This is a genomic window from Tessaracoccus luoxuelianae, from assembly GCF_054483915.1.
Genome location: NZ_JBTLTG010000002.1, coordinates 204,363 through 228,425 on the forward strand (window position 1 = coordinate 204,363; position 24,063 = coordinate 228,425).

The 24,063-nt window shown below is 67.6% G+C and carries 30 protein-coding genes; 26 read left to right on the forward strand and 4 right to left on the reverse strand.

Going from position 1 to position 24,063, the window contains the following annotated elements; all coding sequences use genetic code 11:
* The first annotated feature begins 324 nt into the window (after window positions 1-324).
* The 3 genes from ACX1D1_RS16685 to ACX1D1_RS16695 all read left to right on the forward strand — a co-directional run bounded on the left by ACX1D1_RS16685 (window position 325) and on the right by ACX1D1_RS16695 (window position 1,383).
* On the forward strand, window positions 325-678 hold the full coding sequence (locus ACX1D1_RS16685; RefSeq protein ID WP_459056699.1) for a hypothetical protein: 354 nt from the start codon (window positions 325-327) through the stop codon (window positions 676-678).
* Window positions 675-1,103, forward strand: coding sequence for a hypothetical protein (locus tag ACX1D1_RS16690; protein WP_459056700.1), 429 nt, complete (start codon window positions 675-677; stop codon window positions 1,101-1,103). The genes ACX1D1_RS16685 and ACX1D1_RS16690 overlap by 4 nt, the downstream gene beginning before the upstream one ends.
* Window positions 1,104-1,224: 121 nt before the next feature.
* Complete coding sequence (locus ACX1D1_RS16695; RefSeq protein WP_459056701.1) at window positions 1,225-1,383, forward strand: hypothetical protein; 159 nt, start codon at window positions 1,225-1,227, stop codon at window positions 1,381-1,383.
* Window positions 1,384-1,528: 145 nt separating this feature from the next.
* Here the strand turns inward: ACX1D1_RS16695 and ACX1D1_RS16700 are convergent, their stop codons facing one another.
* Window positions 1,529-2,530, reverse strand: a complete 1,002-nt coding sequence (locus ACX1D1_RS16700) for a DUF3039 domain-containing protein (RefSeq protein ID WP_459056702.1) — start codon at window positions 2,528-2,530, stop codon at window positions 1,529-1,531.
* Window positions 2,531-2,583: 53 nt separating this feature from the next.
* Complete coding sequence (locus ACX1D1_RS16705) at window positions 2,584-2,985, reverse strand: helix-turn-helix domain-containing protein (RefSeq protein WP_459056703.1); 402 nt, start codon at window positions 2,983-2,985, stop codon at window positions 2,584-2,586.
* Window positions 2,986-3,326: 341 nt separating this feature from the next.
* On the opposite strand from ACX1D1_RS16705, the gene ACX1D1_RS16710 reads away from it, so the two are divergent.
* From ACX1D1_RS16710 to ACX1D1_RS16780, 15 genes are all read left to right on the forward strand, one after another.
* Window positions 3,327-3,818 (forward strand): MucR family transcriptional regulator, encoded by a 492-nt coding sequence (locus ACX1D1_RS16710; RefSeq protein WP_459056704.1) that lies wholly within the window; start codon window positions 3,327-3,329, stop codon window positions 3,816-3,818.
* 312 nt (window positions 3,819-4,130) lie between these two features.
* Complete coding sequence (locus ACX1D1_RS16715) at window positions 4,131-4,907, forward strand: hypothetical protein (RefSeq protein WP_459056705.1); 777 nt, start codon at window positions 4,131-4,133, stop codon at window positions 4,905-4,907.
* Window positions 4,908-5,264: 357 nt separating this feature from the next.
* On the forward strand, window positions 5,265-5,684 hold the full coding sequence (locus tag ACX1D1_RS16720) for a hypothetical protein (RefSeq protein ID WP_459056706.1): 420 nt from the start codon (window positions 5,265-5,267) through the stop codon (window positions 5,682-5,684).
* Between the two features lie 386 nt (window positions 5,685-6,070).
* Entirely contained in the window at window positions 6,071-6,241 is a 171-nt protein-coding gene (locus tag ACX1D1_RS16725) for a hypothetical protein (RefSeq protein ID WP_157633319.1), read from the forward strand.
* Entirely contained in the window at window positions 6,238-6,972 is a 735-nt protein-coding gene (locus tag ACX1D1_RS16730; RefSeq protein WP_459056707.1) for a hypothetical protein, read from the forward strand. The genes ACX1D1_RS16725 and ACX1D1_RS16730 overlap by 4 nt, the downstream gene beginning before the upstream one ends.
* Window positions 6,969-7,301, forward strand: coding sequence for a hypothetical protein (locus ACX1D1_RS16735; protein WP_459056708.1), 333 nt, complete (start codon window positions 6,969-6,971; stop codon window positions 7,299-7,301). The genes ACX1D1_RS16730 and ACX1D1_RS16735 overlap by 4 nt, the downstream gene beginning before the upstream one ends.
* A gap of 2 nt (window positions 7,302-7,303) precedes the next feature.
* Complete coding sequence (locus ACX1D1_RS16740; RefSeq protein WP_459056709.1) at window positions 7,304-8,074, forward strand: hypothetical protein; 771 nt, start codon at window positions 7,304-7,306, stop codon at window positions 8,072-8,074.
* Between the two features lie 3 nt (window positions 8,075-8,077).
* Window positions 8,078-9,544 carry a hypothetical protein gene (locus ACX1D1_RS16745; protein ID WP_459056710.1) on the forward strand — a complete coding sequence of 489 codons (1,467 nt, stop codon included), beginning with the start codon at window positions 8,078-8,080 and terminating at the stop codon, window positions 9,542-9,544.
* On the forward strand, window positions 9,525-11,030 hold the full coding sequence (locus ACX1D1_RS16750; protein WP_459056711.1) for an SCO6880 family protein: 1,506 nt from the start codon (window positions 9,525-9,527) through the stop codon (window positions 11,028-11,030). The genes ACX1D1_RS16745 and ACX1D1_RS16750 overlap by 20 nt, the downstream gene beginning before the upstream one ends.
* Complete coding sequence (locus ACX1D1_RS16755; RefSeq protein WP_459056712.1) at window positions 11,030-12,517, forward strand: putative type IV secretion/conjugal transfer ATPase; 1,488 nt, start codon at window positions 11,030-11,032, stop codon at window positions 12,515-12,517. Before ACX1D1_RS16750 ends, ACX1D1_RS16755 begins: the two co-directional genes overlap by 1 nt.
* Complete coding sequence (locus ACX1D1_RS16760) at window positions 12,517-13,986, forward strand: M23 family metallopeptidase (RefSeq protein ID WP_459056713.1); 1,470 nt, start codon at window positions 12,517-12,519, stop codon at window positions 13,984-13,986. Before ACX1D1_RS16755 ends, ACX1D1_RS16760 begins: the two co-directional genes overlap by 1 nt.
* Complete coding sequence (locus ACX1D1_RS16765; RefSeq protein WP_459056714.1) at window positions 13,983-14,525, forward strand: hypothetical protein; 543 nt, start codon at window positions 13,983-13,985, stop codon at window positions 14,523-14,525. The genes ACX1D1_RS16760 and ACX1D1_RS16765 overlap by 4 nt, the downstream gene beginning before the upstream one ends.
* Before the next feature lie 259 nt (window positions 14,526-14,784).
* On the forward strand, window positions 14,785-15,234 hold the full coding sequence (locus ACX1D1_RS16770; protein WP_459056715.1) for a hypothetical protein: 450 nt from the start codon (window positions 14,785-14,787) through the stop codon (window positions 15,232-15,234).
* Window positions 15,231-16,667 (forward strand): type IV secretory system conjugative DNA transfer family protein, encoded by a 1,437-nt coding sequence (locus ACX1D1_RS16775; protein ID WP_459056716.1) that lies wholly within the window; start codon window positions 15,231-15,233, stop codon window positions 16,665-16,667. Before ACX1D1_RS16770 ends, ACX1D1_RS16775 begins: the two co-directional genes overlap by 4 nt.
* 16 nt (window positions 16,668-16,683) lie before the next feature.
* Window positions 16,684-17,244 carry a hypothetical protein gene (locus tag ACX1D1_RS16780; protein WP_459056717.1) on the forward strand — a complete coding sequence of 187 codons (561 nt, stop codon included), beginning with the start codon at window positions 16,684-16,686 and terminating at the stop codon, window positions 17,242-17,244.
* Here the strand turns inward: ACX1D1_RS16780 and ACX1D1_RS16785 are convergent.
* A complete protein-coding gene (locus ACX1D1_RS16785) occupies window positions 17,225-17,506 on the reverse strand; it encodes a hypothetical protein (protein WP_459056718.1) in 282 nt (93 codons plus the stop codon). The genes ACX1D1_RS16780 and ACX1D1_RS16785 overlap by 20 nt on opposite strands.
* Before the next feature lie 110 nt (window positions 17,507-17,616).
* Here ACX1D1_RS16785 and ACX1D1_RS16790 point away from each other — a divergent pair, with 110 nt between their 5' ends.
* From ACX1D1_RS16790 to ACX1D1_RS16820, 7 genes are all read left to right on the forward strand, one after another.
* On the forward strand, window positions 17,617-17,820 hold the full coding sequence (locus tag ACX1D1_RS16790) for a substrate-binding domain-containing protein (RefSeq protein WP_459056719.1): 204 nt from the start codon (window positions 17,617-17,619) through the stop codon (window positions 17,818-17,820).
* 298 nt (window positions 17,821-18,118) lie between these two features.
* Entirely contained in the window at window positions 18,119-18,415 is a 297-nt protein-coding gene (locus ACX1D1_RS16795; protein ID WP_459056720.1) for a putative quinol monooxygenase, read from the forward strand.
* Window positions 18,416-18,585: 170 nt separating this feature from the next.
* Complete coding sequence (locus ACX1D1_RS16800; RefSeq protein WP_459056721.1) at window positions 18,586-19,704, forward strand: helix-turn-helix domain-containing protein; 1,119 nt, start codon at window positions 18,586-18,588, stop codon at window positions 19,702-19,704.
* A gap of 13 nt (window positions 19,705-19,717) precedes the next feature.
* Window positions 19,718-20,164 (forward strand): RpiB/LacA/LacB family sugar-phosphate isomerase, encoded by a 447-nt coding sequence (locus ACX1D1_RS16805; RefSeq protein ID WP_345582446.1) that lies wholly within the window; start codon window positions 19,718-19,720, stop codon window positions 20,162-20,164.
* Window positions 20,161-21,012 carry a transketolase gene (locus ACX1D1_RS16810; protein ID WP_042540841.1) on the forward strand — a complete coding sequence of 284 codons (852 nt, stop codon included), beginning with the start codon at window positions 20,161-20,163 and terminating at the stop codon, window positions 21,010-21,012. The genes ACX1D1_RS16805 and ACX1D1_RS16810 overlap by 4 nt, the downstream gene beginning before the upstream one ends.
* Window positions 21,002-21,940 carry a transketolase family protein gene (locus ACX1D1_RS16815; protein ID WP_042540843.1) on the forward strand — a complete coding sequence of 313 codons (939 nt, stop codon included), beginning with the start codon at window positions 21,002-21,004 and terminating at the stop codon, window positions 21,938-21,940. The genes ACX1D1_RS16810 and ACX1D1_RS16815 overlap by 11 nt, the downstream gene beginning before the upstream one ends.
* A 46-nt stretch (window positions 21,941-21,986) precedes the next feature.
* A protein-coding gene (locus tag ACX1D1_RS16820) for an IS5 family transposase (RefSeq protein WP_459056722.1) occupies window positions 21,987-22,920 on the forward strand; the annotation gives its coding sequence in 2 pieces (ribosomal slippage) (window positions 21,987-22,364 and window positions 22,366-22,920; 933 coding nt in all).
* 48 nt (window positions 22,921-22,968) lie between these two features.
* Here ACX1D1_RS16820 and ACX1D1_RS16825 read toward each other — a convergent pair.
* Window positions 22,969-23,706, reverse strand: a complete 738-nt coding sequence (locus ACX1D1_RS16825) for a GntR family transcriptional regulator (RefSeq protein WP_459056723.1) — start codon at window positions 23,704-23,706, stop codon at window positions 22,969-22,971.
* Window positions 23,707-23,863: 157 nt separating this feature from the next.
* Here ACX1D1_RS16825 and ACX1D1_RS16830 point away from each other — a divergent pair.
* Window positions 23,864-24,063, forward strand: a 200-nt coding sequence (locus tag ACX1D1_RS16830; protein WP_459056771.1) for a hypothetical protein, incomplete at its 3' end; no start/stop codon positions are given.

The window sequence follows — 24,063 nt, forward strand, 5'->3', positions numbered from 1 at the left end:
ACCTGACACCCGCATAGCCCACCACAGCTACCCCGCGGACGCCGTGGCCGCTGCTCCGAACCACGAGAAAGTTCTAGGCCGTCGGTTACGCGCTGGCTGATGCGGGTCCGGGTTCTAAGAGCAGGACCAGCAAAAGACAAAGGGAGAAGGGGTGAGCGTGCCGTGTCGGATGCGCAGCAGCTGATTGTGACCGCGAAGAGTGGGGCGGAGGTCTGTGCCCAGTTGGTGTTCTGGACGCGCCAGTTGCAACGCGCCTTGGACGCGCGCCGCCGCCTGCTGGGAGTTGCCGCCGCTGGAGTTGAAGGCCGCGCTAGAGGAGCAGTGATGACCGCCACGTCGGAATCTGACGAGGTGACGTCGGTGGATCTCGGCACCTGGACTCCCCAGGCCCCGTCCGATAGTCCGCTGCTGGTGGCGCCGTGTTCGGTGCCGCGGGTCCGCCGCCTGAATGCCTGCCTTCGCGACCCGGCGTTGTTGCGGCGGGTGGCGACCCGGGTTCCGGGCCGGTCCCTGCCGCGCCAGGGTGGCTGGCGCGGCGGCACCCCACGCACCGGCGGTGTGTTGGTCGTCCCGGAGAGTCCGGCGCTTCGCCTCGCCGGGATTACCGCTCAGCCGCTTCCTCGGCTGCTGCACACCGCAGCGGCTCCCGTCACTGATCTTCTGGAGGACCTCTCATGATCCGTATCTCGCTGTGTTTCGAGCCCGCCCGCGGGGGTGATGGTCCGGTCCGCCCGATCGCCCCGCTCTCGGCCACTGCCGTGAGGGAGCTGACGCAGCTCCTGAACCATGAACTGAACCTGACACCGAGGTATCGCAGCTTCGCCCTCCGGGAGGATCCCCGGGTCCGGCTCCTGCTGGAGCCGATCGGACCGTCGGCGGCCGCCGACGCGCCGGTCGTCAGCCATCCACCCGAGTACGTCGACGAACTCGTCGAGACCCTGCTGACGGAGCTCCTGCCCGTCCTCTCCGCCCAGGATCCCGGTCTCCCGCTGCTCGCACCAGATCTGTGGATGCGCCGTTTCGTACCAGTCGACTCAACTCCGGACCTCGAGCCCGACACGCTCAGAAGTGCGCCACGGCCTCGACGGTCACCGCCGGTGTAGCGCGTTGGCCGTGCAGGGCCGAGGGGGGTCGGCTGGTGGGCCCAGACCGGGGCCCGAGCCGGCGTCGATGTCCGAGGGCTTCCGTAGGCTCCATGACATTCATCAGAGGGGAAGACATCACATGCCCACCGAGAAGAAGAGCAAGCCCCGAAAGCGTAAGACGCCGCTGCTGGCCGATGGCCGCGAGGAGATCTTCTTGCCGGAGTGGCTGAAGACAGGCAGCTACAACCTGGTGCGCGTCGCTGACGAGAGGCCTCCGTCGAAGCCGTTGGCGAAATGACTCTCGCCCTCGGGTGGGGCGCTGGGCGGTCGGCGCAGTGCGTCATGGAGGGTTTGCGCTCGGGGGTGGGGTGGATGGTGACCGCCGCGGGCTGCTTGTGTGTGCGAGCCCGGCTAGCCCACGGCTAGCCCGTGCTAGCCCTGGTTCAGGCTTTCAGGTCCTCGAGCCGTGTCTGGCAGACCTGACAGCACGGCAAGGCTTCGTGGTCCTGGGTGGGGACGAAGTATGTGCCGCAGAGTGCTCGAACGGCCTTGCCGTTGACGGTGCTGCCGGCCAGGTGTTGCCGGTGGGTGTAGTGGGCGCTGTGGCCTGGCTCGGATTCTGCGAGCTCGTGGTCGGCGGTGAGGGCCTCCAGCGCCGCGACGCGGGCGGCGAAGTAGCCGGGCTCAGCGATGGTGGAGAAGGTGTCTTTGTAGCGGTCCCATCCTTGTTCGGGCGGACTGAGCGTGATCAGGGCCCGCAGGGTCAACTGCCACACAAGGTTGCTTCCCGCGTGGGCACGGGTTGGGGTGAGCTCGAGCTCGACTTCGTCGGCGGCATAGTCATGTTCCCGCACCAGTGTCACGGTGATTGTGAGCGTCGCGACGGCACCCCTGGTGATGGGGTGGGCGATCTCGATCTGCTGGGTGCCTCCTGCGTGGATGGCGCGCAGTGCTTCCAGTAGTTGCTCTTGGACGCTCAGCTCCCACAGGGTGAGGAGGCGTGCGGCGGTTTCCTGTTTGAGGAGACGACGGTCCTCGTCTGTGGGGAGCCAGCGGAGTGGCTCGTCGGTGTGGTCGTGGCGCCTGATCTGTTCGTAGAAGTCGTCGCGGTCCTCATGTCCGCCCTTGGCCAGTCCCGCCACGACGAGCCAGTGAACGCCGGAGGTGTCATCACGCCAGACCCCGCCGCGCCACTGGCCTGCCTTGATCTCCATCAGCGGCACCGTGGTGCTGCTGGCGATCGATCCGACGAAGGTGTCGGTGTCGGCGTCGTGGCGAAACGAGTCCGCTGCCTTGGCCACGATCGGGTGGGGGAGCTCGCTGAGCGGGTGCAGGTCCTCGAACGTCCCTGAGGTCAGAACACGGCGGGGGTAGGGAGATGCCCAGTCAGCTGTGAGGTCCTCGACGAGCAGGCGAAGGGTCGGACGGGCTCGACGGCTGTGCACCTGCCCATTGTGCCGGAGCGCTCCGACACAATGAGCCGCGCTCTGGCGGGCGTTTAGAGGAGGTCGGCGAGCTCGTTGATCGCGCCGGTGCGTGTCTGACGCTGGTGGGCGAAACGCTCAGCGAGTTCGCGGCGGTCGTGATCGCGCTGTGTCTCGAAGGCAATGAGGTCGGCTAGGCGAATACGGCGATCTCGGCCGACACGATGTGACATCAACTCACCACGATCTAGAAGCTTGTACAGGTGGCTCCGGCTCATCCCCAGACGCTCGGCAACCTGGTTGGGAGTCAGGATGGCCGCGTTGTCGACGACGGCCAGGTCGACGCCGTCGCTGATGCACCGACTCACGCTGAGCAGCACATCGCGGAGCTCGGGGCCCACTTCAGCGCTGTCGGCGAACTGTGCCAGCGCTGCGAGCTGGGCGTCGGGGACAGTGGAAGTCTGAATGGTCTGCATCACTAACTCGTCTCGAAAAGTCACAACTGACATAGATGTCACAGATGACTCTACCTCAACTGCAGCGCTAGCGCTGCACCGCACCAGTGAACAACCAAGGTGCCAACTCCTCGCCGATCGAGATCCGGAGCCAGCGGGCGGCGGCGCCAGGCATGGGTGGGACGGCAGGGTGGGCGGTTAGTCTCATGGGCATGTCGCGGTGTGGGGCGTTCGGGTGCACGACGGAGACGGTGGATCCGCTGTGCATCTTCCACGCGAGGAGGGTCCGGCGGGGTCTCGGGCTGCCCACCGTTGACGATCTGAGGGTCGGGGACCCGAGTGGCCGTGGCGTGTGGGGGAGGGTGGACCGCACCGCCGAGGGGGTCTTGTGTCATGAGTGTGGGCAGCGGTTCGCCAGTCTCGGTATCCATCTGGCCCGTGCCCACGAACTCACCGCCCGGGTGTATCGGGATCGGCACGGGATCGCCGACGAGGAGTCTTTGGCGGTCGTGTCAGCGGGGCCGCGGCGGCGTCCGCATCCGTGTGGCCGTTGCGGCACGATCCTGACGGTGCCGGGGAAGCTGTGTGACGACTGCCGCGTCACGCGCCGGGTCGAGCTAGAGAGCCGCCAGGCGGCTCTGGCGGAGCCGAGACCGGTCAAGGCGCGGTGGCGGCGCCTGACCGGGGAGGAACGTGACGACCTGCTGCGGGCGGCGCCCGAGGAAATGGGGTCGTTGATCGCGTCGCTGCAGCGGAGCCGGGTCACATCGGCGGAGATCGCCGCCGTCCTGGGCCGAAGTCAGAAATGGATGGCGCGCACCCATCCCCGCCCCGACTGGGGAACCCCACGCTGAGGACCGCACCCGTGTTGTGCACAGCGTTGTCCACCGCGGTAGGTGAAACGATCACAACCCCAGGGGCACCCGGGACAGTAGGCGTCGGCGAGGCTGAGAGACCCGCCGAGCGCGCGACCCCACCCCTAGCTCCATGCCTTGGAGCGCGGCTGTCCAGCGGCCTGGGTGAAGTTTCGGGGGTAGGTTCATCGCCCCTAGCCAGACGCCGAATCGGGGTCGCGTACCCCTCGTGGGGCGGGGTTTGGGGGTAGGGAACGGGAGAGGTGCCCGCGGGAGGTTCATCGCGAACCAACCGCGAAAGGACCCCTTGCGATGAGCGTGCGCGCAGCCCTCCATCTCGACCCTCTTCTTCAGGCCGCCGACGACACCTGGCCGCAGTGGACCAGGACCGAGCCCCTGCTTGCCCGGTTCGCCTCGCACCGGGAGATCGGGCAGTGGCGGATGGATGATGTCGACTGGCAGGAGGACCGGGAGATGTTCCTCGCGTTGGGTCGGCTGACGTTGGTGGAGGAGTCACGGACCGCCGCGACAGCGGTCCTGGTGTTCCTGGTGCTGCCCGCATGTGAGGCCACTGTCATGCGGCGGGCCTCCAGGACCCATGACGTGAGGCAGCTGGAGGATGTGGCGGCTGGCTATCTGTGGACCGAGGTGGCGCAGTATCCGTGGGACGATCCGATGAAGGGCTGGATCCCGCAGGGGGTCGCCCGCCGCGTCGGTCGGGCGATCGACCGCGACTTCGGCTGGGGAGAGACGGCGGAGCGGGTCTGGCGGGATCGGGCCACGCTGGACTTCGAAGCGGTGGAGCGCCTCAATCATCGCGGGGCGTATATGAGGCCACTGCACACCACCGACCTGTACTGGTGGGCGGTGACCGAGGCGGGGCTCAGCAGGGAGGACATGGATCTGCTGGTCGCGCTGGCGGTCACCGCCCACGAGGACGGGATCACGTCGCGGTCCAGCGCGGGTATCACCGCCCGCTCCGCGTGTGTGCAGCTGGTCCAGCCCGGACAAACCGTCGACCAGCTGCAGTACCGCGCCAGGAAAGCGTTGACGGTCCTCCGCGAAGCAGCCCGCAGCACCGCCGCCTGACCCAATTCGACGATCTGCCCGCGCACATCGAGGACTGCACACCGACCCTGAGTTCCACCGACACTGGTCGCCGCTCGAATCGGGTGAGGCGAGTCGGTGATCGATCTGTTGGAGATGATCTAGACCATGAACCCACGACGTGCAGCGGTAGTAGCCGTAGCCATGACCGCCACGTGCGCGGTCCTCGCCGGCTGTTCGCCGGGCACTCAATCTGCCGGCAGCCCGTCCACGTCCCCGACGATGGTGACAACCAGCGCTGCGCCGGCCTCACCCTCCACGACGCCGAGCCCATCCCCGAATGCCGAACCCTCCGGGAGCCAAGAGTGGTTCCCCGACCGGCCAGCCGGAGAGTCTGCGGTGCAGGCCGAGATCCGCGCCGCCTGGGAAACCCACGAGATCACCATGGACAAGTTCACCCGGAATCCCGACCTGACCGATCTGACGGAGATCCAGCTCGTCAGCACGGGTCAGGAAGCCACCGATTCGGTCGCTGGAATCGTTCGGCTTCGGAACAACAACCTGATCCGCAAGGGGTATGTGATCTTCCGTGACGCGGTGATCGCTGAGCCGACCACCGACACCGATGGAGTCACCACCTCGGAAATCAACTTCTGTTTCGACCCAACACACTTGCAGACCGTCGACATCGACACCGGCCAGCCCGGCGAGAGCGTCATCCAGCCCGATCAGACGATGAAGGTCATGGTCCTCATGGAGCAGATGCCCGACGGGAGTTGGCGGGCGGCGCTGTCCGAGACCGAATTGGCTCCGTGCTGAGAGGCTTCGATCACGGGCGGCCTCTTCCTCCACTGCTGCCGGCGGCATGACGCCAGGGTCACCAGATTGTTCCTAGGGCGTTCGTGATGGAGTGCCCACTCCGGGTCGGTGCCTGACGCCGGCTCACCGGGCATTGCTGCTGCGCTCTGAACACTCCGGCCCGCACGACGTCGCTGGCTTGCCCCACCCCGCCCGGCCCTTCAGCAGGAACCCTGCCTGCACCTCCCACGGTCAAGCAGCCGCTGGTTAGCCGGCCTCCCCTCCTGCCCGGACGTAGGGGCTCCCTGTCTGCGTGGAGTCGCTGGAACTTCTTTACGCGCTGGCCGGGATTGGACCGGGTTCATAGGGGGCAGGACAGCACGAGGACAGCGAAAGGGGCCACGGAGATGTCGGATGAGGAGACGCAGCAGCTGATCGTTGCTGCGAAGGGCGAGGCGGAGGCCTGCGACCAGTTGGTGTTCTGGACCCAGCGCCTGCAGCACGCGCTGGATGCCCGCCGGCAGCTGCTGGACGTTCCCCCGGAGGAACTGAAGGCCGCCTTGGAGGCGCAGCGATGACCACCGCCACGTTCTCGCTGGCTGAGTTGCGCGCCGCCTACACCGCCCTCCACGCCGGAGCCTTCACCACCGACCCAATCCCCCAACCCGAAACGGCCGCCGCAGAAGTGGCGGAGCGGCCGGCTGTGGCTGCTGCGGTGGTGGGTGTGGTCGGGGTCTCGGGTGGGGTGGGGACCACGACCGTGGCGTTGGCGATCGCCGAGGCCCTCGGCGCCGGCCGCCTGGTCGAGCTCAGCGTGCCGCACACCTCGGGGTTGGCGGCCGCCTCGGGGGCTGAACTCGGCACCCAGGACGGCTGGAGTATCGGGTCGCGCGACGGGCTGCGGCTGGAGCGCCGCGCCGACCCCGACGCTGCGATCCTCACCGACACCGCCGCTGGGGTGATGGTTCTTGACCTCGGCGCTTGGGCAGAGCCTCAGCCGGCGGTGTCTGTGTTGGTGGTGGTGGCGGCGTGTTCGGTGCCGAGCGTGCGGCGTCTCAACGCCCGCCTCGACACCCTCGACGGTCTGCGGGTGGTGCCGGTGATCACCGGGGTCCCGGGTCGGGCACTGCCCAAACCGGTCGGTTCGGTGTGCGGGCCGAGGCTGCGCGCCGCGGCAGCGGCCGGCCGGCTGCTGCTGGTGCCGGAATGCGCGTCTCTGCGGGTCGGTGGGGTTACTGCCGATCCGCTTCCTCGTCGGCTGCAGTCCGCGGTCGACGTCATCAAGTCGTGTGTGGAGGAACTCTCATGATCATTCAGTTCGTAGCCGAGGCCGTGTCTGCGGGTGTGTTGGTGCCGGCGGAGGGGCGGGGGATGGTGTGCCCGGTGGCGCCGGCGGGGGCGCAGGTCCTGGTCGATGAGTTCCTGGGCTGGTTCTCGTGGGCGTTGGTGTGGGTGGCGTTCCCGGCGGGGATCCTGGCCGCGGTGGCGGCGGTGATCCTGGGCAAGGTGTTCTCGATGCCGCACGTGTCGAAGGGTGGCCTGATCGGGGTGTTCGTCGTCCTCGGCGCCGCACTGCTCTACCTCGTGATCCCGGGCATCTTGTCGGGGTTCCTCGGCGACGGCTGCGTCACCCGCTAGCCATGAGGCCCGATCGCGCGCACCTGACCCTGCTGGCCGCCGTCACGGCGGTGGCGTTGCTGCTGCTCTCCGGCCTGGGGTTCGCCGTCTACTTCGCCGTCGTCGACGACCCCACCACCCCCACGACGGCGAGAGTCGTCGACTCGCTACCTATCGGCGGCGCCTCGCTGCGCGATGAGATCGCGGCCGCACCGATGCTGCCGGTGGCGCCGGCGGATGCCACGGGCGGTACCCCTGCCCTCGGCCCGCTGCCGACGATCGACATCCCCCTGGTTGATCAGATCGGGGCGGAGGGGATCCCGACCGGGTACCCGCAGACGCCTGAGGGGGCGGTGGGGCAGTTGGGGGAGATCCTGGTCTCCGTCCTGAGCTCGATGGACCTGACTCATGCGCAGCGAGTGCAGCAGTCCTGGTTCGAGGACCCGACTGGCACGGCGGGCTCGTGGCCGGTGCTGGGGCTGATTCAGTCGTTCCTGACCGCCGGCAAGATGCCGGACGGTTTGCAGCCGGGGGCCTCGCTGACCGTGATCCCCTCGGCGGGCCAGGTGAAAGGCTCTGACGGCGACGGCTGGCATGTGGGGTGTGTGTTGGTGGAGATCACCTACACGTTCCGCGACCAGGCCCGCCTGGCCTATGGGCACTGCGAACGCATGACCTGGGTCGACGGCCGGTGGCTGATCGCGGAGGGGGCGCATCCGGTGCCGGGGCCATCGACGTGGCCGGGCACCGAACTCGCCGTCAAAGTGGGCTGGCTGACCTGGCGGGACGCCTGAGCCATGTGGGAGCAGATCGGGGAGTTGTTCGGTGATCTGGCCGCGGCCGGGGGTCAGATTGTGGTGGACGCGTGGGTGGCGATCTGCATGGCGGTGTGGGGCGCCGGGTTGTGGGTGATGCGCGCGATCCTGCAGCTCGGGGACTGGTTCCTCACCCCCAACCTCAACCCCGACGGGTCGTCGGCGCTGTGGTCGGTCTACGGCCTCACCCTCTGGCTCGGCCTCTCGCTGGCGCTGATGCTGCTGATCGTGCAGCTGGTCGGCACCGTGCTCCGCCGAGACGCCCTCTCCCTTGGCGGCGCCCTCTTCGGCGCGGTGAAGTTCCTGCTGGTGTGCACCCTCTGGTACACCTACGGCGCCGCCCTGGTCACAGCTGTGGAGGGCCTCAACACGGCGCTACGGATCCAGCTGCTGGGCACGGCCGATCTGGCCGACTGGGAGCCCACGGGTCTGGACTTCACCGAAGGCGTGATGACCGGCACCACCGCCACCGTGCTCATGCTGCTCGGGTTGGTGTTGTGGCTGGCCGCCTTCGCGCATCTGGTGGTGATGCTGGGCCGGGCGGTTTCCCTGATCGTGATCGCCGCCACCGCCCCCATCGCCGCAGCCGGACTGATGTACAAGCCCTTCGAAGCCTGGTTCTGGAAGGCGTTTCGCTGGTTCCACGCCGCCGCCATCGCACCGCTGCTGATGACCCTGATGCTCGGGTTGGGGGTGCAGCTCGCCACCGGCGTCTCCCTCGGGATGGAGGACTCCGCCCAGGAGGCCGTCGCCCTCGCGCTGCCGAGCGTGGTGATGATCGCCGTCGCCGCACTCTCCCCGGTGGCCCTGTTCCGGCTGCTGGCCTTCGTCGATCCGGGCACCACCAGCGGCGCCTCGTTCCGCGCCGGCCTCGCCGGCACCACCGGCGCCTCCTCAGCCGCCGGCCACGCCCACACCGCTGTGACCCGCAGCGGCGGCAGTGGTGGCGGTGGTGGTGGTGGGGCGGGGGAGTCGGCCACGGCGAGCCGTGCCGCCGCGGCGCAGAGCTCCAGCCTCAGCCCGGCCGCAGCCGGGGCCGGCGGCGGCGGAGCCGGGGGAGCCGCGGGGGGCTCCGCTGGTGCTTCTGGGGGTGCTGCAGCCGGCGCGGGTGCTTCTGCCGGTGGGGGAGCGGCCGCTGGTGCTGCTGGTGTGGGTGCGGTGGCGGGGCCGGTGGGTGTGGTGGCGGCGGGGGTGATCCTCGGCGCGAAGAAGCTCGTCGACGGGTTCCAGCAGGTCGGCGCCCGCGCCACCGGGCTGGTCAACGACACCACCTCCGGCATGGGGGCCGGCGACCCGTCCTACCCGTACGACCCGGCCGGCGACATCCGCCGCGCTCCTCATCCGGCGCAGGTCGCCACCACGACGACATCAACCCAGCCGCAGCGTGCGGCCCAGCCTCCTGTGGCTGTGAGAGAAGCGGAGGACCACAATGGCGGCCAGAACCTTTGACGCGTTCACCACCCCGAAGGCCGGCGTGATCTGGGGGCTGAGCGTCCCCCAGCTGCTGTTCCTGTCGGTGGCGACGTTCCCGGCGTGGATGGCGATCAGCTCACAGCGCTGGCTGGCCGGGATCATGTGGGTGCCGGTGTGGCTGCTGCTGCTGTTCCTCACTGTCGTCCCCCTCGGCGGCCGCCCCGCAGTCGGCTGGTTCGCCGCCGCCGCCGCGTTCGCGGTCGCCGGCCTCAGCGGGTGGTTGACCTTCCGGTCGAAGGCCGCCACCGGAACCCTCCGCGACCTGGACGAGCTGGACATGCCCGGCTCCCTGACCGGCGTCGAAGTGTTGGACGGCCCACCCATCGGTTTGACCCAAAGGCGGGTCGCGGTGATCAAACACGCTGCTGCCAGGACGTGGGCGATCACGGCACGGATCGAGCATGACGGGATCGCGATGGCCACCGACGCCCTGTGCAACCGGTACGCCGACGGCCTGACCGATCTGCTGGACACCGCCGCCCGGGGCGAGTTGATCTCAGAGATCCACCTGATGGTGCGCACCACCCCGGATGACTGCACCGAGCGGGAACTGTGGCTACGCGCCAACATCACCCCCGACGCGCCCGTCACGAGCGTGGCCACACAGATCGAGCACCTGCGCTGGTCCCAGGCCGGGGTCCGCACCGAAGCCTTCATCACCCTCGTCATCCCTGAGGCCCGCCTCAGCAAGGAAGCCAGACACATGGGCGGCGCCACCGACGGCCGGATGAACACCCTCCTCTCCCTGGCTGCCGAGATCGGAGCAGTAGTCACCGGCCCCATCGGCGCACGCAACGTCGAATGGCTCACCTCCCCAGAGTTGGCGCAGGTCGTCCGGCTGGGGTTCGCCCCCGGCGACCGCGCCGGCCTTGTCGCCGCCGCCCACGACGCAGCCAACGATCTGCAGGTGTGCGCGGGGGTGCCGTGGGCGTTGGCGGGCCCCGCGCAGGCGTACGCCGCCGTGCGGCACTATGCGCATGATGCGTGGGCGACGGTCACTGCGACGGTGAAGCTGCCCGAGCGTGGCGCAACGATGGGCGGCTGGGGACACGTCCTGGCCCCGTCCGAGGCGGTGGAGCGGCGCAGTGTGGCGATCGTGTTCCCGATCGAGAAGCAGTCGGCCGCGGATCGGAAGGCGGCGCAGCAGGAGTTCGGCCAGAGCCTCGGCCAGGGGTTGAAGGACCGGCTCGGGGTCCGCACCGGCGCCAAGGACCACCGCCGGCAGGCGAAACTGGACCGGGTCGAGGTGCAGCTCGCGATGGGCGCCACCATGAGCCACCCCTACGCCCTCTGCTCCACGACGATTCCCGCGACGTCCCCGGTGGCGGAGTTCGGCCGCCGGCTGGATGCGGCGATCCGCCGCGGCGGCATGGCACCGCAGCGCCTCGACATGTCCCAGGACCTGGCCTTCGTCACCGCCACCCTCCCGCTGGGGGTCAGCCTCACCACCAGGCACCAGTGATGGCCCGCAGCATCAACCGCCTGCTGGCGGACTTCGGCCACACCCTGCCCACCAAACCCTCACCAGAGCAGCCAAAGCTTCCCCGTGAGTTCACTTCCGCCCCGCCCTGGCGCGGCAAACCCGCGAGGGGGGCGGGGTGGGTGGCGTCTCGGCCTGCGGTGAAGCGGTACCAGATGACCTCCGACCAGGCCGGCGTGTTCTGGCCCTTCCTCACCGCCAGCCCATTGCCGCCGACCGGGGCCCCGATGGGCACCGACATGAGCAACGGAGCCACCTTCTACGTCGACCCCCACGGCTGGGTCCTCAACGACTCGATACCGGTCACCAATCCGAACATCTTCGTGTTCGGGAAACCCGGCCGCGGGAAATCCGCATGGGTCAAAGCGTTCCTCAACCGGATGTTCGCCTTCGGGTACCAGGCCCTGATCCTCGGCGACCCGAAGGACGAGTACGAGCTGATGTGCCGCCACTTCGGCGTCGAACCCTTCGCCATCGGCCCCGGCATGCCCACCCGCCTCAACCCCCTCGACCCCGGACCACTCGCCACAAACTGGGGCCAACTGAACCGCGATGAGCAGGAGCGGCGTTCGGCGGTCATCTTCGGACGCTGGCTCGTCCTCCTCCGGTCGTTGATCGGCTCCCAAAGCATCGGCGACAGGAAAGTCGCGGTGGGACCGACGGAGGAACAGGTCCTCAAAGCCGTCCTCGTTGAACTCACCCACACCACCAATTCGGACAGCCGAGCGTTGCGGCCGATCGTGATCCCGCAAGTGTGGCAACAACTCCACTCACCCAGCGACCACCTCATCAGCGAGCTGCGCTACCCGGACCGGCACACGTTCCTCGACGACACCCGACTGCTCCGCGATGCGGTGGCGCAGCTGATCTCGGGTGTGTTCGCAGGCATCTTCGATGCTCCCACCACCGTGGCCATCGACTGGAACGCGCCGATCCAATCCCTGTCCCTCTCGAGGCTGATGCCATTGGGTGACGACGCCGTCGGGATGGCGTTGATGTGTCTCAACTCCTGGGGCACCGCCATGCGCCACGTGAGCGGCCGGCGCAGGATCAACGTCCGCGACGAAGTCTGGCGACAACTCCGCCTCGGAACCGGCGCCGTCTCCTCCTTCGACGCGGACCTGCGGCTGTCGAGGTCTCATGGGGATATTGAGATCGCCAACGCCCACAAACCCTCGGACTACCTGGGTGCGGGGCATGCCGGGTCGCAGGCGCAGCAGATCGCCAAAGACCTCCTCCACCTCGGCGACATCAAGGTCCTCTTCGGCCAGGACGCCGAAGTCGCCGACGACCTGGAACAGCTCCTCGACCTCGGCCCGATCGCCCGCGACATCGTCACCGGCTGGGCCATGGGAGGCAAAGGCCGAGCCCTCATCGCCGTAGGGCCCCGCCTCCACAAAGTCGCACTCACCCTCCACCCCGACCTCGAACAACCCCTGACCGACACCAACCAGAAACTGCAGACCTGATGTGGAAGGCACTGGCCGCGATCGGGGCGGCGCTGACGGTGCCGCTGGCACCGATCCTCGTGTTCGCCGGCGCCCTGACCGGACCTCAGGTCCAGACCCAGACCATCAGCGCCACGTGCGCAGGATGGGCCGGCGACACCCCGGTCGGCATCGAGTTGGATGCGGGGCAGATGAACCGCGCCGCCCTCATCTACGCGGCGGCACTCGACACCGGCGCAGGCCCCGCCGGCGCGGTAGTCGGGATCGCCACCGCCATGCAGGAATCAGTCCTCGGCGCCCACCCCGCCGCCGCCACCCCCAACCAGGATGGCGACGTCGGACTCTTTCAGCAACGCTCCCTGGTCGGCTGGTACGCCGACGGCACCACCCAAACCGAGAACCTCACGATCCTGGCCGACGACACCTACCAGGCCCGCACCTTCTACCTCGGCCACACCACCCTCACCGGTTGGCACATCCCCGGCCTCACAGACATCGACGGCTGGCAGCACATGTCTGTCGCCCAGGCGGCGCAGAAGGTGCAGGTGTCGGCCTACCCCGACGCCTACGCCAAACACGAAGGCCTCGCCCGCACCCTCGTCGCCCTCTTCGCGGGGCAACCCGCCGGCCTCGCCAACTGCGGCCCGATGGACCCCAACTTGGACTGCGCTCCCACGGGGATGGCCTCGGAGCGGGGGCAGACCCCTGACGCGCTGCGCGTGATGCGCTGCATCCACGCGAAGTGGCCGCAGATCCGATCGCTGCTTGGCGTCCGCCCTGGAGACCCGAAAGATCACGGTTCGGGCCGGGCCGTCGACGTGATGATCCCCAACTACTTCTCCCCAGCCGGAATCGCCCTGGGTACGGAGATCGCGGAATGGGCCCGCACCAACGCCACCGCGCTCGGCGTCACATATGTTATCTGGCGCGAACACCTCTGGTCCGTCGCCCGCGCCGATGAGGGCTGGCGACGCTGCGGCCAGGCCGCGTCCTGCTACACCGGCCCCGACCCATCGGCCGCGCATCTGGACCACGTCCACATCTCCGTCCACGGCACCCAAGGAACCGGCACCACCACCACCGCAGCCGCCGGTGGCTCGGTGGTGTTGCCCGTCGACCAGTACCGCCTCACCTCCCGCTTCGGGGACACCGGATCCCGGTGGAAGAAGACGCACACCGGCCTCGACTTCGCCGCCCCCACCGGCACCCCCATCCGCGCCGTGATCGACGGCACCATCACCCGCACCGAGTCTGCCTGTGCCTACGGCAACCTCACCACCCTCACCACCGCCGATGGCACCGTCATCTACTACGCCCACCAATCCACCACCAACGTCCGCGTCGGCCAGACGGTGACCGCCGGGACCGTGATCGGAAGGGTCGGCGCCACCGGGAACGTCACCGGCCCCCACCTCCACCTGGAGGTCCGCGTCGGCGGTATCCCGACCGATCCTGACCGATGGTTCCGCACTCGAGGAGTCACCCCGTGACCTCACACCCCGCCGACCGTCTCCTCACCGCAGTGCTCGCCGCGCTGCTGCTCGCCGGCTGCAGCGACACGCCGATGCAGGCACCCACCCCACACACGACCACGCCCGCTGCCCACCCGGTCACCTCACCGGCATCGGTGGGGGAGAGCGACCCAGCCGAGGGCTGGGTCGGCGACGACGAACTCGACACCACCCCGTCGACGGTGGATGCGCATCCCGACGAGCCGCCCGAGGATGTCCAGGTCGTGGCGGCGGTCTCCGCGGCCACCGCGTTCGTCGTCGGCTGGTTGACCGTCGACCAGGAGCGGCGGCGTGAGCGCCTCGAGGGTGTGGCGGCGGAGGCGCTGATCGCCAGCTTCGACGACCCCCGCTTCACCCCCGCCGCCCGCACCCAGCACGGCCCAGCCCATGTGATCGACGTCGATCCGATGCAGATCACCACCCGCCACCGCCTCGACACCGGCGACGTCGTCGACGTCACCCTCATCCTCGACCCCGACAGCACACACGGCTGGATCGCCATCACCATCACCACCTGACAAACCCACCCAACCGAGCAGCGGGCGGCGCGCCTGGACGGCAGCCGATGGTAGGTATCCGGGCCTTGCCCCAGCCCGGTAGCGTCCAGAATCACACCCAAAGCGGTGTCGACTCCCTCGACACCATCCAGCCGGAAGCCTCCAGCGACCCCCCATCGCCGGAGGCTTCCGTGCACCCCGGACCAGAGACCAGTCCTGCCCAGCGCTGATGTCTGAAGGCTCACGCTGTGGACTCGTCTTGTCCGGGTTCGTAAGGGGCATGACTGATTCGCAGCACGACGACGGCTACGCCTGGACCTGGGAACCCCCCGTCGGCGCCCTCACCACCATCGCCCTCCTCGGGGTGGTGGCCGTCCAGGCCGGCCGCAGCCTCACCCTCGCCGCAGCCGGAGCCGGCTGGCACTGGCCACCGTCGGCCGCCCTGATCACCAGCAGCTGGGGCATCCTCACCGGCAACCTCCACGCCGGCCTCACCACCCACGGCACCACCGCCGTCGGCATGGCCCGGGTGGCATGGGCGATCGCCGGCGCGCTGTTCATCGCCGGCCTGACCGCCGCCATCGTCCTTGCGCTGCGCGTCACGGCAGGCCGCCGCTTCAAGGGCATGGCCACCACCGGGCAGGCCGAACAGCTCCTCGGGCTCGGCCGGCTCCGCGCCACCCGGGCCGTGATCCGCCCCGACCTGTACCGAAAGAGTCACCGGCGATGAGCAGGTTTGAGCCGACCGAGGTTGGGTGGCGGATCGGCACCAGCAAGGTCCCGGTGGGGGTGCAGCTGTGGCAACCGTGGGACCGCACCGCCGGCGTCATCGGACCCCAAGGCTCCGGCAAGACCCTCGACATCCTCACCCCCGCCCTCCTCCAAGCCCCCGGCGCCGCCCTTGTCACCCTCACCAAACCCGACGACCTGCTGCTGACCCTCGCCGCTCGCCAAGCGAAGGGCCCTGTTGCGGTGCTCGACCCGTTCGGTGCCGCGCCAGGGCTGCCGGAGCTGATCTGGGACCCGATCGACGGCTGCGTCGACGCCACCGTGGCCGAGAAGCGCGCCAAAGCGTTCTGCGCCGGCACCCTCGGCAGCGGGGGAGACGGGGCCGATTCCGCCGCCCGCTTCTACGCCGCCGAAGCCGCCAAAGTCATCCAGTGCTACCTCCACGCCGCGGCGTTGGCCGGCTACACGTTGAACGACGTCCTGGAATGGTCCGCCAACCCCCGCACCGCCACCCTGCCCTCGGAGATTCTCCGGTCGCATCCGATGGCGGAACCGAACTGGTCCGGCCTCCTCGCCGGCGCGGTCAGCAACACCGATGAGCGCACCGCCGGCAACACCAAATCCACCGTCGACCAGGCCCTGGCGCTCTTCGCGACGAAGGATCGCCGGGAACGCTGCGTCCCTAGCGACGACCGGCCGGCCGTCGACATCGCCGACCTCATCCGCCAAGGCGGCACCATCTACCTGCTCGGCCGCGAAGACCCCTACGTCTCCGCCTCCCCACTCATGACCGCCGTCGCCGAGCACGTCCTCGACACCGCCCTCCAGCTCGCCCACGAGAGTGGGTTCGGCAGGCTGTGTCCACCGATGCTGGCCTGCCTCGACGAACTCCCCTCCACCGCACCCCTACCGACACTGGCCACCCGGATGGCCAATGAGCGGGCGCTGGGCATCTCATTCATCTGGGCCTCCCAGACCTGGGCCCAGCTCACCCGCATCTTCGGGGAACAGCAAGCCCGCGCGATCAAGGACCTCACCAACAGCCTGATCATCTTCGGCGGCTCCAAAGACGCCGGCTTCAACCGAGAGATCAGCGACCTCCTCGGCACCCGCCGCATCACCCGCCGCAACCACCAACACGGCGGACACGGCTCGATCTCCACCCACGGCGAAGACACCCCCGTCATCCGCCCCGAACAACTCCGCGAACTCCCCACCCGCACCGCCCTCGTCGTCGCCGAGAACGGCAAACCCATCCTCGCCACCCTCCACCGCGCCATCGACGGCAAACCCGGCAAACACCTCCTGACGCAGCAGCGCCAAGCCCGCCGCCTCCTCACCACACCCGAGAGTGGGGCTCCCCACCCGATGACGGTGAGGGAGAGGACCGCGCTGGCTCACTCCTACTCACGCCAACTCGGCCTCACCGACTAGACAAGGGACCCGCCCGATGACGAACCTTCTGGAGCCGTTCCCCGAACCCTCGGAGCGCATGCTTGCTGCCCTGGTCGACCTCGCGATACTCGCCCGCGGGGGAGACGCCGCCGAGGCCATCATGGCCACCGGCGAGATCCTGCCCAGGATCTGGGACATCACTTCGATCGCCGACCCCGACCTGCGGCAGGACACCTGGCAGTGGCTCGACGCCTTCGTGATCTGGCTCAACACCCAACACGCCTGGTACTCCGCCGACCACACACCCGCCTGCTGGCCGCAACACCCAGGCCTGATCCGCGAACTCTCCACCCTCGCCGCGATGCGCTACCAAGCCGGCGAAGCCACCAGCCCCATGCCGCTCGAGGAATGGCACCGCTACGCACTGCCCGGCTACCTCGACCGCACCCGCGATCAACGCCGCGCCTGCGACGAGAAACACCAACCCTGGCCCGGCCGCGCCGCCCACGCACGTCACACCAACGACGACGCAGCGGCCCGACGCCTTCGCGTCTTCAGCCGCGATGTTGACAGCACTACTGTCGTGCAGCAGACGGTCACCCTGCAGGCTCTATAGGTGCGAGACCAGACTGGGGGAGCGAAGCCGGTTGCTCGACGTTGGAGATCCTGTCACCGTTCACCCAGCCCACTAGGAGTTCACCGTCCTCAACCCGCGCCACAAGCCCTTCCCACTGACCAGCGGTCTTGCGACGGTCAACCACCAGAGCGGCCACGGTGCTATCGAGCCACACATGACGCACCCTCAGCTCGTCGAGTCTCCTCGGCGTCCGCCCCAGGCGATCGCTGAGAGACCCGAAATCGGATCGCTTCATGGTCATGGAGCGGACGCTACGGTGCATCGCTGACAAACATCGCCGCCGAGCCTGGCGGGTGGTCCCCGCTGAACTCGAGGGCAGACATCCAGGCGCGATGCGTCCTGTCGATCGAGTTGTCCCCCATCTCTGCGCTTGTCGATGCGGCGCTCCCCGACCTAGAACTGGCCGACCTGCTGCGGAAACCCTTGACCGTCGTGGCGCAGGCCCCAGCAAAGATCGGCCAAGCTGCGGCCGAGTGCTTGTTCGCACGCATCAACGGTCTGGAGGGCGGCCCGGCTCAAACGATCTACCTCCCCACCCACCTAATCATCCGCTAGGTAGGCTCCTATCCCGATGGTGGCCTGGCTGGCTCTCAATCTGTCTGATCCGCATCGTGGTCGAGAACGCCGGTGCCGACGTCGTCGCACTCCTCCTTCATGACAGCGTTGCCGAAACAGATCGTTGATCCGAACGCGGAGTTCGCCGGCGGCAGGCCAATCGTTCACGGAGTGCAGCAGAACTGGGTGCGAATAGACTGGTTTCGCTCGTCGGTGTACAGTACAGGACAAGGTTCCCGACGGCGGCGTACTGCCGACCGGGTGCCATGCCGCCGCAAAGTCAAGAAGTCCGTTCAAGGTGACCAAAGCTCTCCTCGTGCGTCTCGAAGCCCTGCCGGGCAAGGAGACCGAACTCGCAGACTTCCTCACCGGGGCGCGGTCGATCGTGATGGAAGAGCCAGGCACTGTCGCCTGGTTCGCGATCCGGTTTGGCCCCTCTACCTTTGGCGTGTTCGACGTGTTCCCCGACGACGAGGCCAGAGACGCCCACCTCGCCGGAGGTGTCGGCCAGGCGCTCGGACCCAACACCGGCGTGCTCTTCTCCGAACCGCAGATCGAGAAGATCGACCTTCTCGCCGACAAGCTCCCGGCGTAGCCGCCACCGCAACCGTGAGATCTCTCTGCCCATCCATTTCAGCTGACGAGAACAGCAAACATTTGGCGGAACCAACACGACCGTAAGCCACTGTTCTCGGCGACCGGATTCCGAATGCAGCGAGTCTCGAACCGATGCGGCGCACGGCGCACAGTCCTAGACTGAGCGCCGTGTCGACCCGTGAAGACACACCGACCCCTCGCGAGAGCGCGGTCCTCGCCGCGGTCGAGCGGCGACTGAGCAACCCCGAGATCGCCGCGGAGTTGTTCATCTCGGTGCGCACCGTCGAGAGCCATATCGCGAGCCTGAAACGCAAGCTGGGCGCCGGGAGCCGGTCCGACCTGATGGCGGCGGCCGGGCGAGCCGAAGCGGCGCCGATGCGCCTCTCGGGCTCGCACCCGTCGCCCGGTGAGGTGGAGCTCGCGGCCGAGGTCTGCGCGCGTCTCGACGGGCTGCCGCTCGCGATCGAACTCGCGGCGGCCGTCGCCCGCCACCTGTCGCTCGCCTCGCGCCTCGAGCGCGACTTCGCGACCCTCGATCGCGAGGTACCCGAGGGCCGGCACCGCACCCTCGAGACGGCGTTCGAGTGGACCTGGGACCTCCTCACCGACGAGGAGCGCGAGGTGCTCTGCCGGCTCGGCGCGCTGCCGCGCACGTTCGACGTCGACCTCGCTGCTGCAGTGACGCATCCGGGTGCCGAAGGGGTCGTGCTGCGCCTGCTCGACCACTCGTTGATCGTGCCCGCGGGCGGACACCCGAGGCGGTTCCGCCTGCTCGCCGTCACGCGCGAGTTCGTGCGCTCGCGCACCGAGCCGGAGGTCATCCATGAGGTGCTGCGACAGCACGCCGAGTTCCTCGACGAGAGCGTGCTCGTGTTCGTCGCGACGGCCCGCACCGACAGCAGCCTCGAGGCCATGCACAGGTCGGAGACACTGTGCCCAGAGGTCAACGCCGCCCTGCGCTGGGCGCTCGCGGCGCGGCATCCGGCTGCGGTCTCGCTCGCGAACTCGCTCTCGATCGGCGTCGAGCAGTTCGGATCGGACGCCGACAGCATCCGCACGCTCGCGATGGCGGCGTCGGTCGTCGTACACGACGATCGCCTCGAGGTCGTCGCCGACGTCGAGGGCCGCGGCGAGGTGCAACGCGTCGAGCGATCGCATCGACGGCGGAGTGGGGTGGGCATCTCTGGCCATGCTGTCTCCCAGTTCGATGGGCGGACCATCCAGTCCGATCTTGCATCTTACGTCGATTCGGTCTATCCTCAGATATACAGGCCTATACAGGTATAGACAGGAGACATGCGTGTTGATTGGAATTGGCTGCGACCCGAACGCAACAACCCTCAAGGATGCCGTCGCTGATTACCTTCGCGAGCTCGGCCACGAGGTTCGCGATTTCGGCTCCGACGACCCCCTATATCCGAAGACGGCCATTGCGGTGGCGGAAAGCGTCGCGGCGAAGGAGGTCGAGCGTGGTGTCGTGATGTGCGGCACCGGCATCGGCGTCTCCATCTCGGCGAATAAGGTTCCCGGCGCATACTGCGCCCTGCTCACGGATGCGTACCAGGCCGAGCGTGCACAGCTAAGCAACGACGCCAACATGGTCGCTTTCGGAGCTCAGGTCACCGGCGTCGAGTCGGTCAAGCGACTCGTTCGGGAGTACCTGTCGGTGTCGTACGTGGAGAACGAGCGGAGTGCGCCGAAGCTCGCCGCTCTGTACGACTACGAAACCGAGAACACTCGCGTATGAATGCCATCCCGCTGCAGATCGAGGCGGAGCTCGCACGCCTCAACGTCCTGCGGATGGTGCGGGCAGGCGGTTCTGGCCACCTCGGCGGGGCGCTCTCGTGCATCGACATCGTGACCGCCTTGTATTTCGCGACCATGCGCGTCAACCCGCAAGCCGCGAAGGACCCGAATCGCGACCGGTTCCTGCTGTCCGCGGGCCACAAAGCAATGGCGCAGTACGCAGTTCTCGGGCGTCGCGGTTACTTCGAGGAGGCGCTGTTCGACACGTACGGCTCTGTCGGCAGCAAACTCGGCGGTCACCCCGACCTTCACAAGCTTCCGGGCATCGAAGCGAATACGGGTGCCCTGGGTCACGGGCTGTCGATTGCTGCAGGGATGGCACTGGGCCTCCGTGCCGCGAGCAACGGAGGACGGGTTTTCACCATCCTTGGGGACGGTGAGCTCCCCGAGGGGGCGAACTGGGAAGGGGCGTCGATTGCTGCGCACCACCGACTCGACAACCTCGTCGCTTTCGTCGATGTCAACGATCTGCAGATTTCCGGGCCGACCGCTGAAGTCATGAACATGGAGCCGATTGCCGACAAGTTCGCGGCGTTCGGGTGGAATACCGTCACCATCGACGGGAACGATATCGATGCCGTCCTCGACGCTGTCAGCGTTGCGGATGGCGAAAAGGGCCGGCCGACCGTTGTCGTTGCTCGCACGACGAAGGCGAAGGGCATCAGCTTCCTGGAGGGAACCCTTGCCTCGCACTACTGGAAGCCGACGGTCGAGGAGCTCGACCGAGCCGAACGTGAAGTGCACGCCCGCATCGACAACCTGCGCGAATGGAACGACCATGGCTGCTGAGACGCTTACTCTTATCGATCCGCGAAAGACCTTCGGGCAAGCAGTGACCGACCTCGCTGCGGACGATGACCGTGTCGTCGTCCTCTCCGCCGACAGCGGGCTGTCGTCGGGGTTCGGCTCATTCCGCGAGCGCTTCCCCGACCGCTACTATGAGTTCGGCATTCAGGAGCACGGAACGACGGGCGTCGCCGCAGGTCTCGCGTCGACCGGCAAGATCCCCGTCTTCGCGGCCATCGCAGCGTTTGTCACCAACCGGAACTACGAAGCATTCCGCAATGACATCGCGTACATGGGTCAGAACGTCAAGATCGTCGGTCGCAACGGAGGGATCACTTACTCCGACCTCGGGCCCACACACTACTCCCTCGAAGACTATGCAATCATCCGCATGCTTCCCGGTGTCGTCGTCCTCTCACCCCAGGACCCCGGAGAGATCCGGGAGGCAGCGAAGGCGATGATTGAGCACGACGGGCCCGTGTACATGCGCATCGGGGGCCCATCGATCCCCGATCTGTTCCCACAGGCACCGTTCACCATCGGGGAAGGGCGGATGATTCGGGAAGGGTCTCGCGCAACGGTCGTCACGACGGGGACCATCACCCCGGAGGTCGTGGTCGCGGTGCAACGGCTCGCGGACGACGGCATCGATGTGGACCTCATCGGGATGCCAACTGTCGAACCTGTTGACGCGGCGCTTATCCGCGCGTCCGCTCATCGCACCGGACGCGTCATCACCGTCGAGGAGCACTACACCCGCGGCGGTCTCTCCGCGGCCGTTGGCGAGGCTCTGGCATCCTCGGGAATTCCCGTGCACGCCATCGGGTTGCCGCATGAGCACATCGTCACCGGTACGTACTCAGGACTGCTTGCTCGATACGCGCTTGACGCCGCGGGACTGGACGAGCGCATTCGGCTGCTCGTCCGCTAGGGCGTGTCTCCCATATGGCTCATGATTGATGCGCGATTCTTGACGGGTGACTTCTGTTTTGGACTCCCGCACTCGCCGATTGACGGACGAGCAGTGGGTGTTGATCGCCCCGTTGCTGCCGTCAAACACCGGTCGGCGTGGTCACCCGTTCGGTGATGATCGCCGCGTCGTGGACGGGATCATCTACCGGTTTCGGACCTCGACGCCCTGGCGTGATGTGCCTCGGGATGAGTTCGGCCCCTGGCAGACGGTGTGGAAGCGCCACCGTCGCTATGCCGGCGATGGCACCTGGGACCGGGTGCTGCAGACGTTGCTGTCTCAGGCGGACGAAGCCGGATTGATCGACTGGGACGTCTCGGTCGACGCAAGGATCGCGCGTGCGCACCAGCACGCGACCAACACCACGCGCCCTGAGCAGGACACAGGGGGCGTTCTCGAATTACAAACCTCTGCCGCTTGAGGAGATCGAACCGGCCGGCCATGGCATCGGCCACTCCCGCGGCGGACTGACAACGAAAGTCCACCATGCCGTCGACGGCAACGGGATGCCGTTGGCGATCGTGGTCACCGGCGGGCAGCGCAACGACGGCGCGATGCTCGAGCAGGTTCTCGATGACATCCGCGTACCAAGGATCGCTGGCGGCAGGCCTCGCACCCGACCGAACGCGGTTCTGGCGGATAAGGCCTATGGCAGTGGGGTGAACCGGCGCTTGCTCCGCGCCCGCGGAATCCGAGCCGTGATCCCGGAGAAGAGCGACCAGATCGCCGCCCGAAAACGCAAGGGACGCAAGGGCGGCCGACCACCCGCGTTCGACGCAGGTGCCTACAAAGACCGCAACGTCGTCGAGCGGTCCTTCGCGCTCATCAAGCAATGGCGCGGAATCGCGACTCGCTACGACAAGCTCGCCATCACCTACCGAGCCGGCGCCGTCCTCCACGCCTGCCTCACCTGGGCCGCGCTATTGGGAGACATGCCCTAGCCAGGCGGACCCGCTGTGGTGGACCCCGAGTCATCCACCACGGCGGGTTCACTCACGCTTGTAATCGAACTTCAGCCGCACCGTATCGCCGCGGAAGACGATGGTCGAGTACTCAAAGGCCGTCCCTGCCGGGTTCGTGATGACATCCGTCAACAGCAGTGCCGGGTCGCCCTTGCGCAGCTCCAGCAGCTTGGCGTCGGTTCCTTCGACGGCGATGACTTCCAGATCTTCGGAGACGCTCTTCATCGACAGATTGAATTTGTCTTCGAGAACCACGCACAGCTGCTCGTTGACGACATCCAGCTGATCCAGTCCCGGTGCGAGGCTCGCTGGCACGAAGGAGCGGTGGACGCTCAGAGGCTTCCCGTCTACCGTCCGCAGTCGTATGATGGCGATGACCTCGGCGCCCGCCGGCAGATTCAGGTGCTCACGCACTCTCGTCGGCGCGGGAACGCGCTCCGTAGAAATCAACGTCGTCGCGATGTCGTACCCGAGCACTTCGAGCTGCTCACGGATTCCTTTGTATGCAGGAGAGACCGCGTTGATCTTTTGCGGGGCGACGAACGTGCCCTTGCCGGCAACGCGGATGAGCAGACCATCACCCGCCAGTTTGTTGAGCACACCACGAATCGTCATGCGGCTCAGGCTGTACTCCCGGTTCAGCTCGTTCTCCGACGGGATGCGCTGCTCGGGTGCCCACTCACCACTGGCGATCTTCGCGTGAAAGATGTCCTCGAGCTGCTGATAGATCGGTGTCGCTGAGTCGCGCTCAATCACGTCCGTCATCTTTATGCCTCCAAAACTTTCCACATGATCTTACCTAGCCTCGATCGTTCATGGCGGAGTGAGCGACGCGTGCTGCAGATAGGCCGGAGTGCCTTCTGACTACGGGATACTTGGACATGCGACTGTTCAAAACCCTGAAGTGGAAGGCACTCCGTAGGTGAAGCGTACTTCGTGGTCCACCGGTATGTCCGTGACCGGCGATGGCGGCGCGGTGATCGCCCACGCCGGCAGCATCGGGCTGAGGATGCTGGCCGAGAACACCGGCCTGACCGGAGCCCTGTCGACGGCGATGGCCCGGCGTTCGTTCATCCCCTCGGTGCATGACTGTGGCCAGGTACTGACCGATGTCGCGGTGCT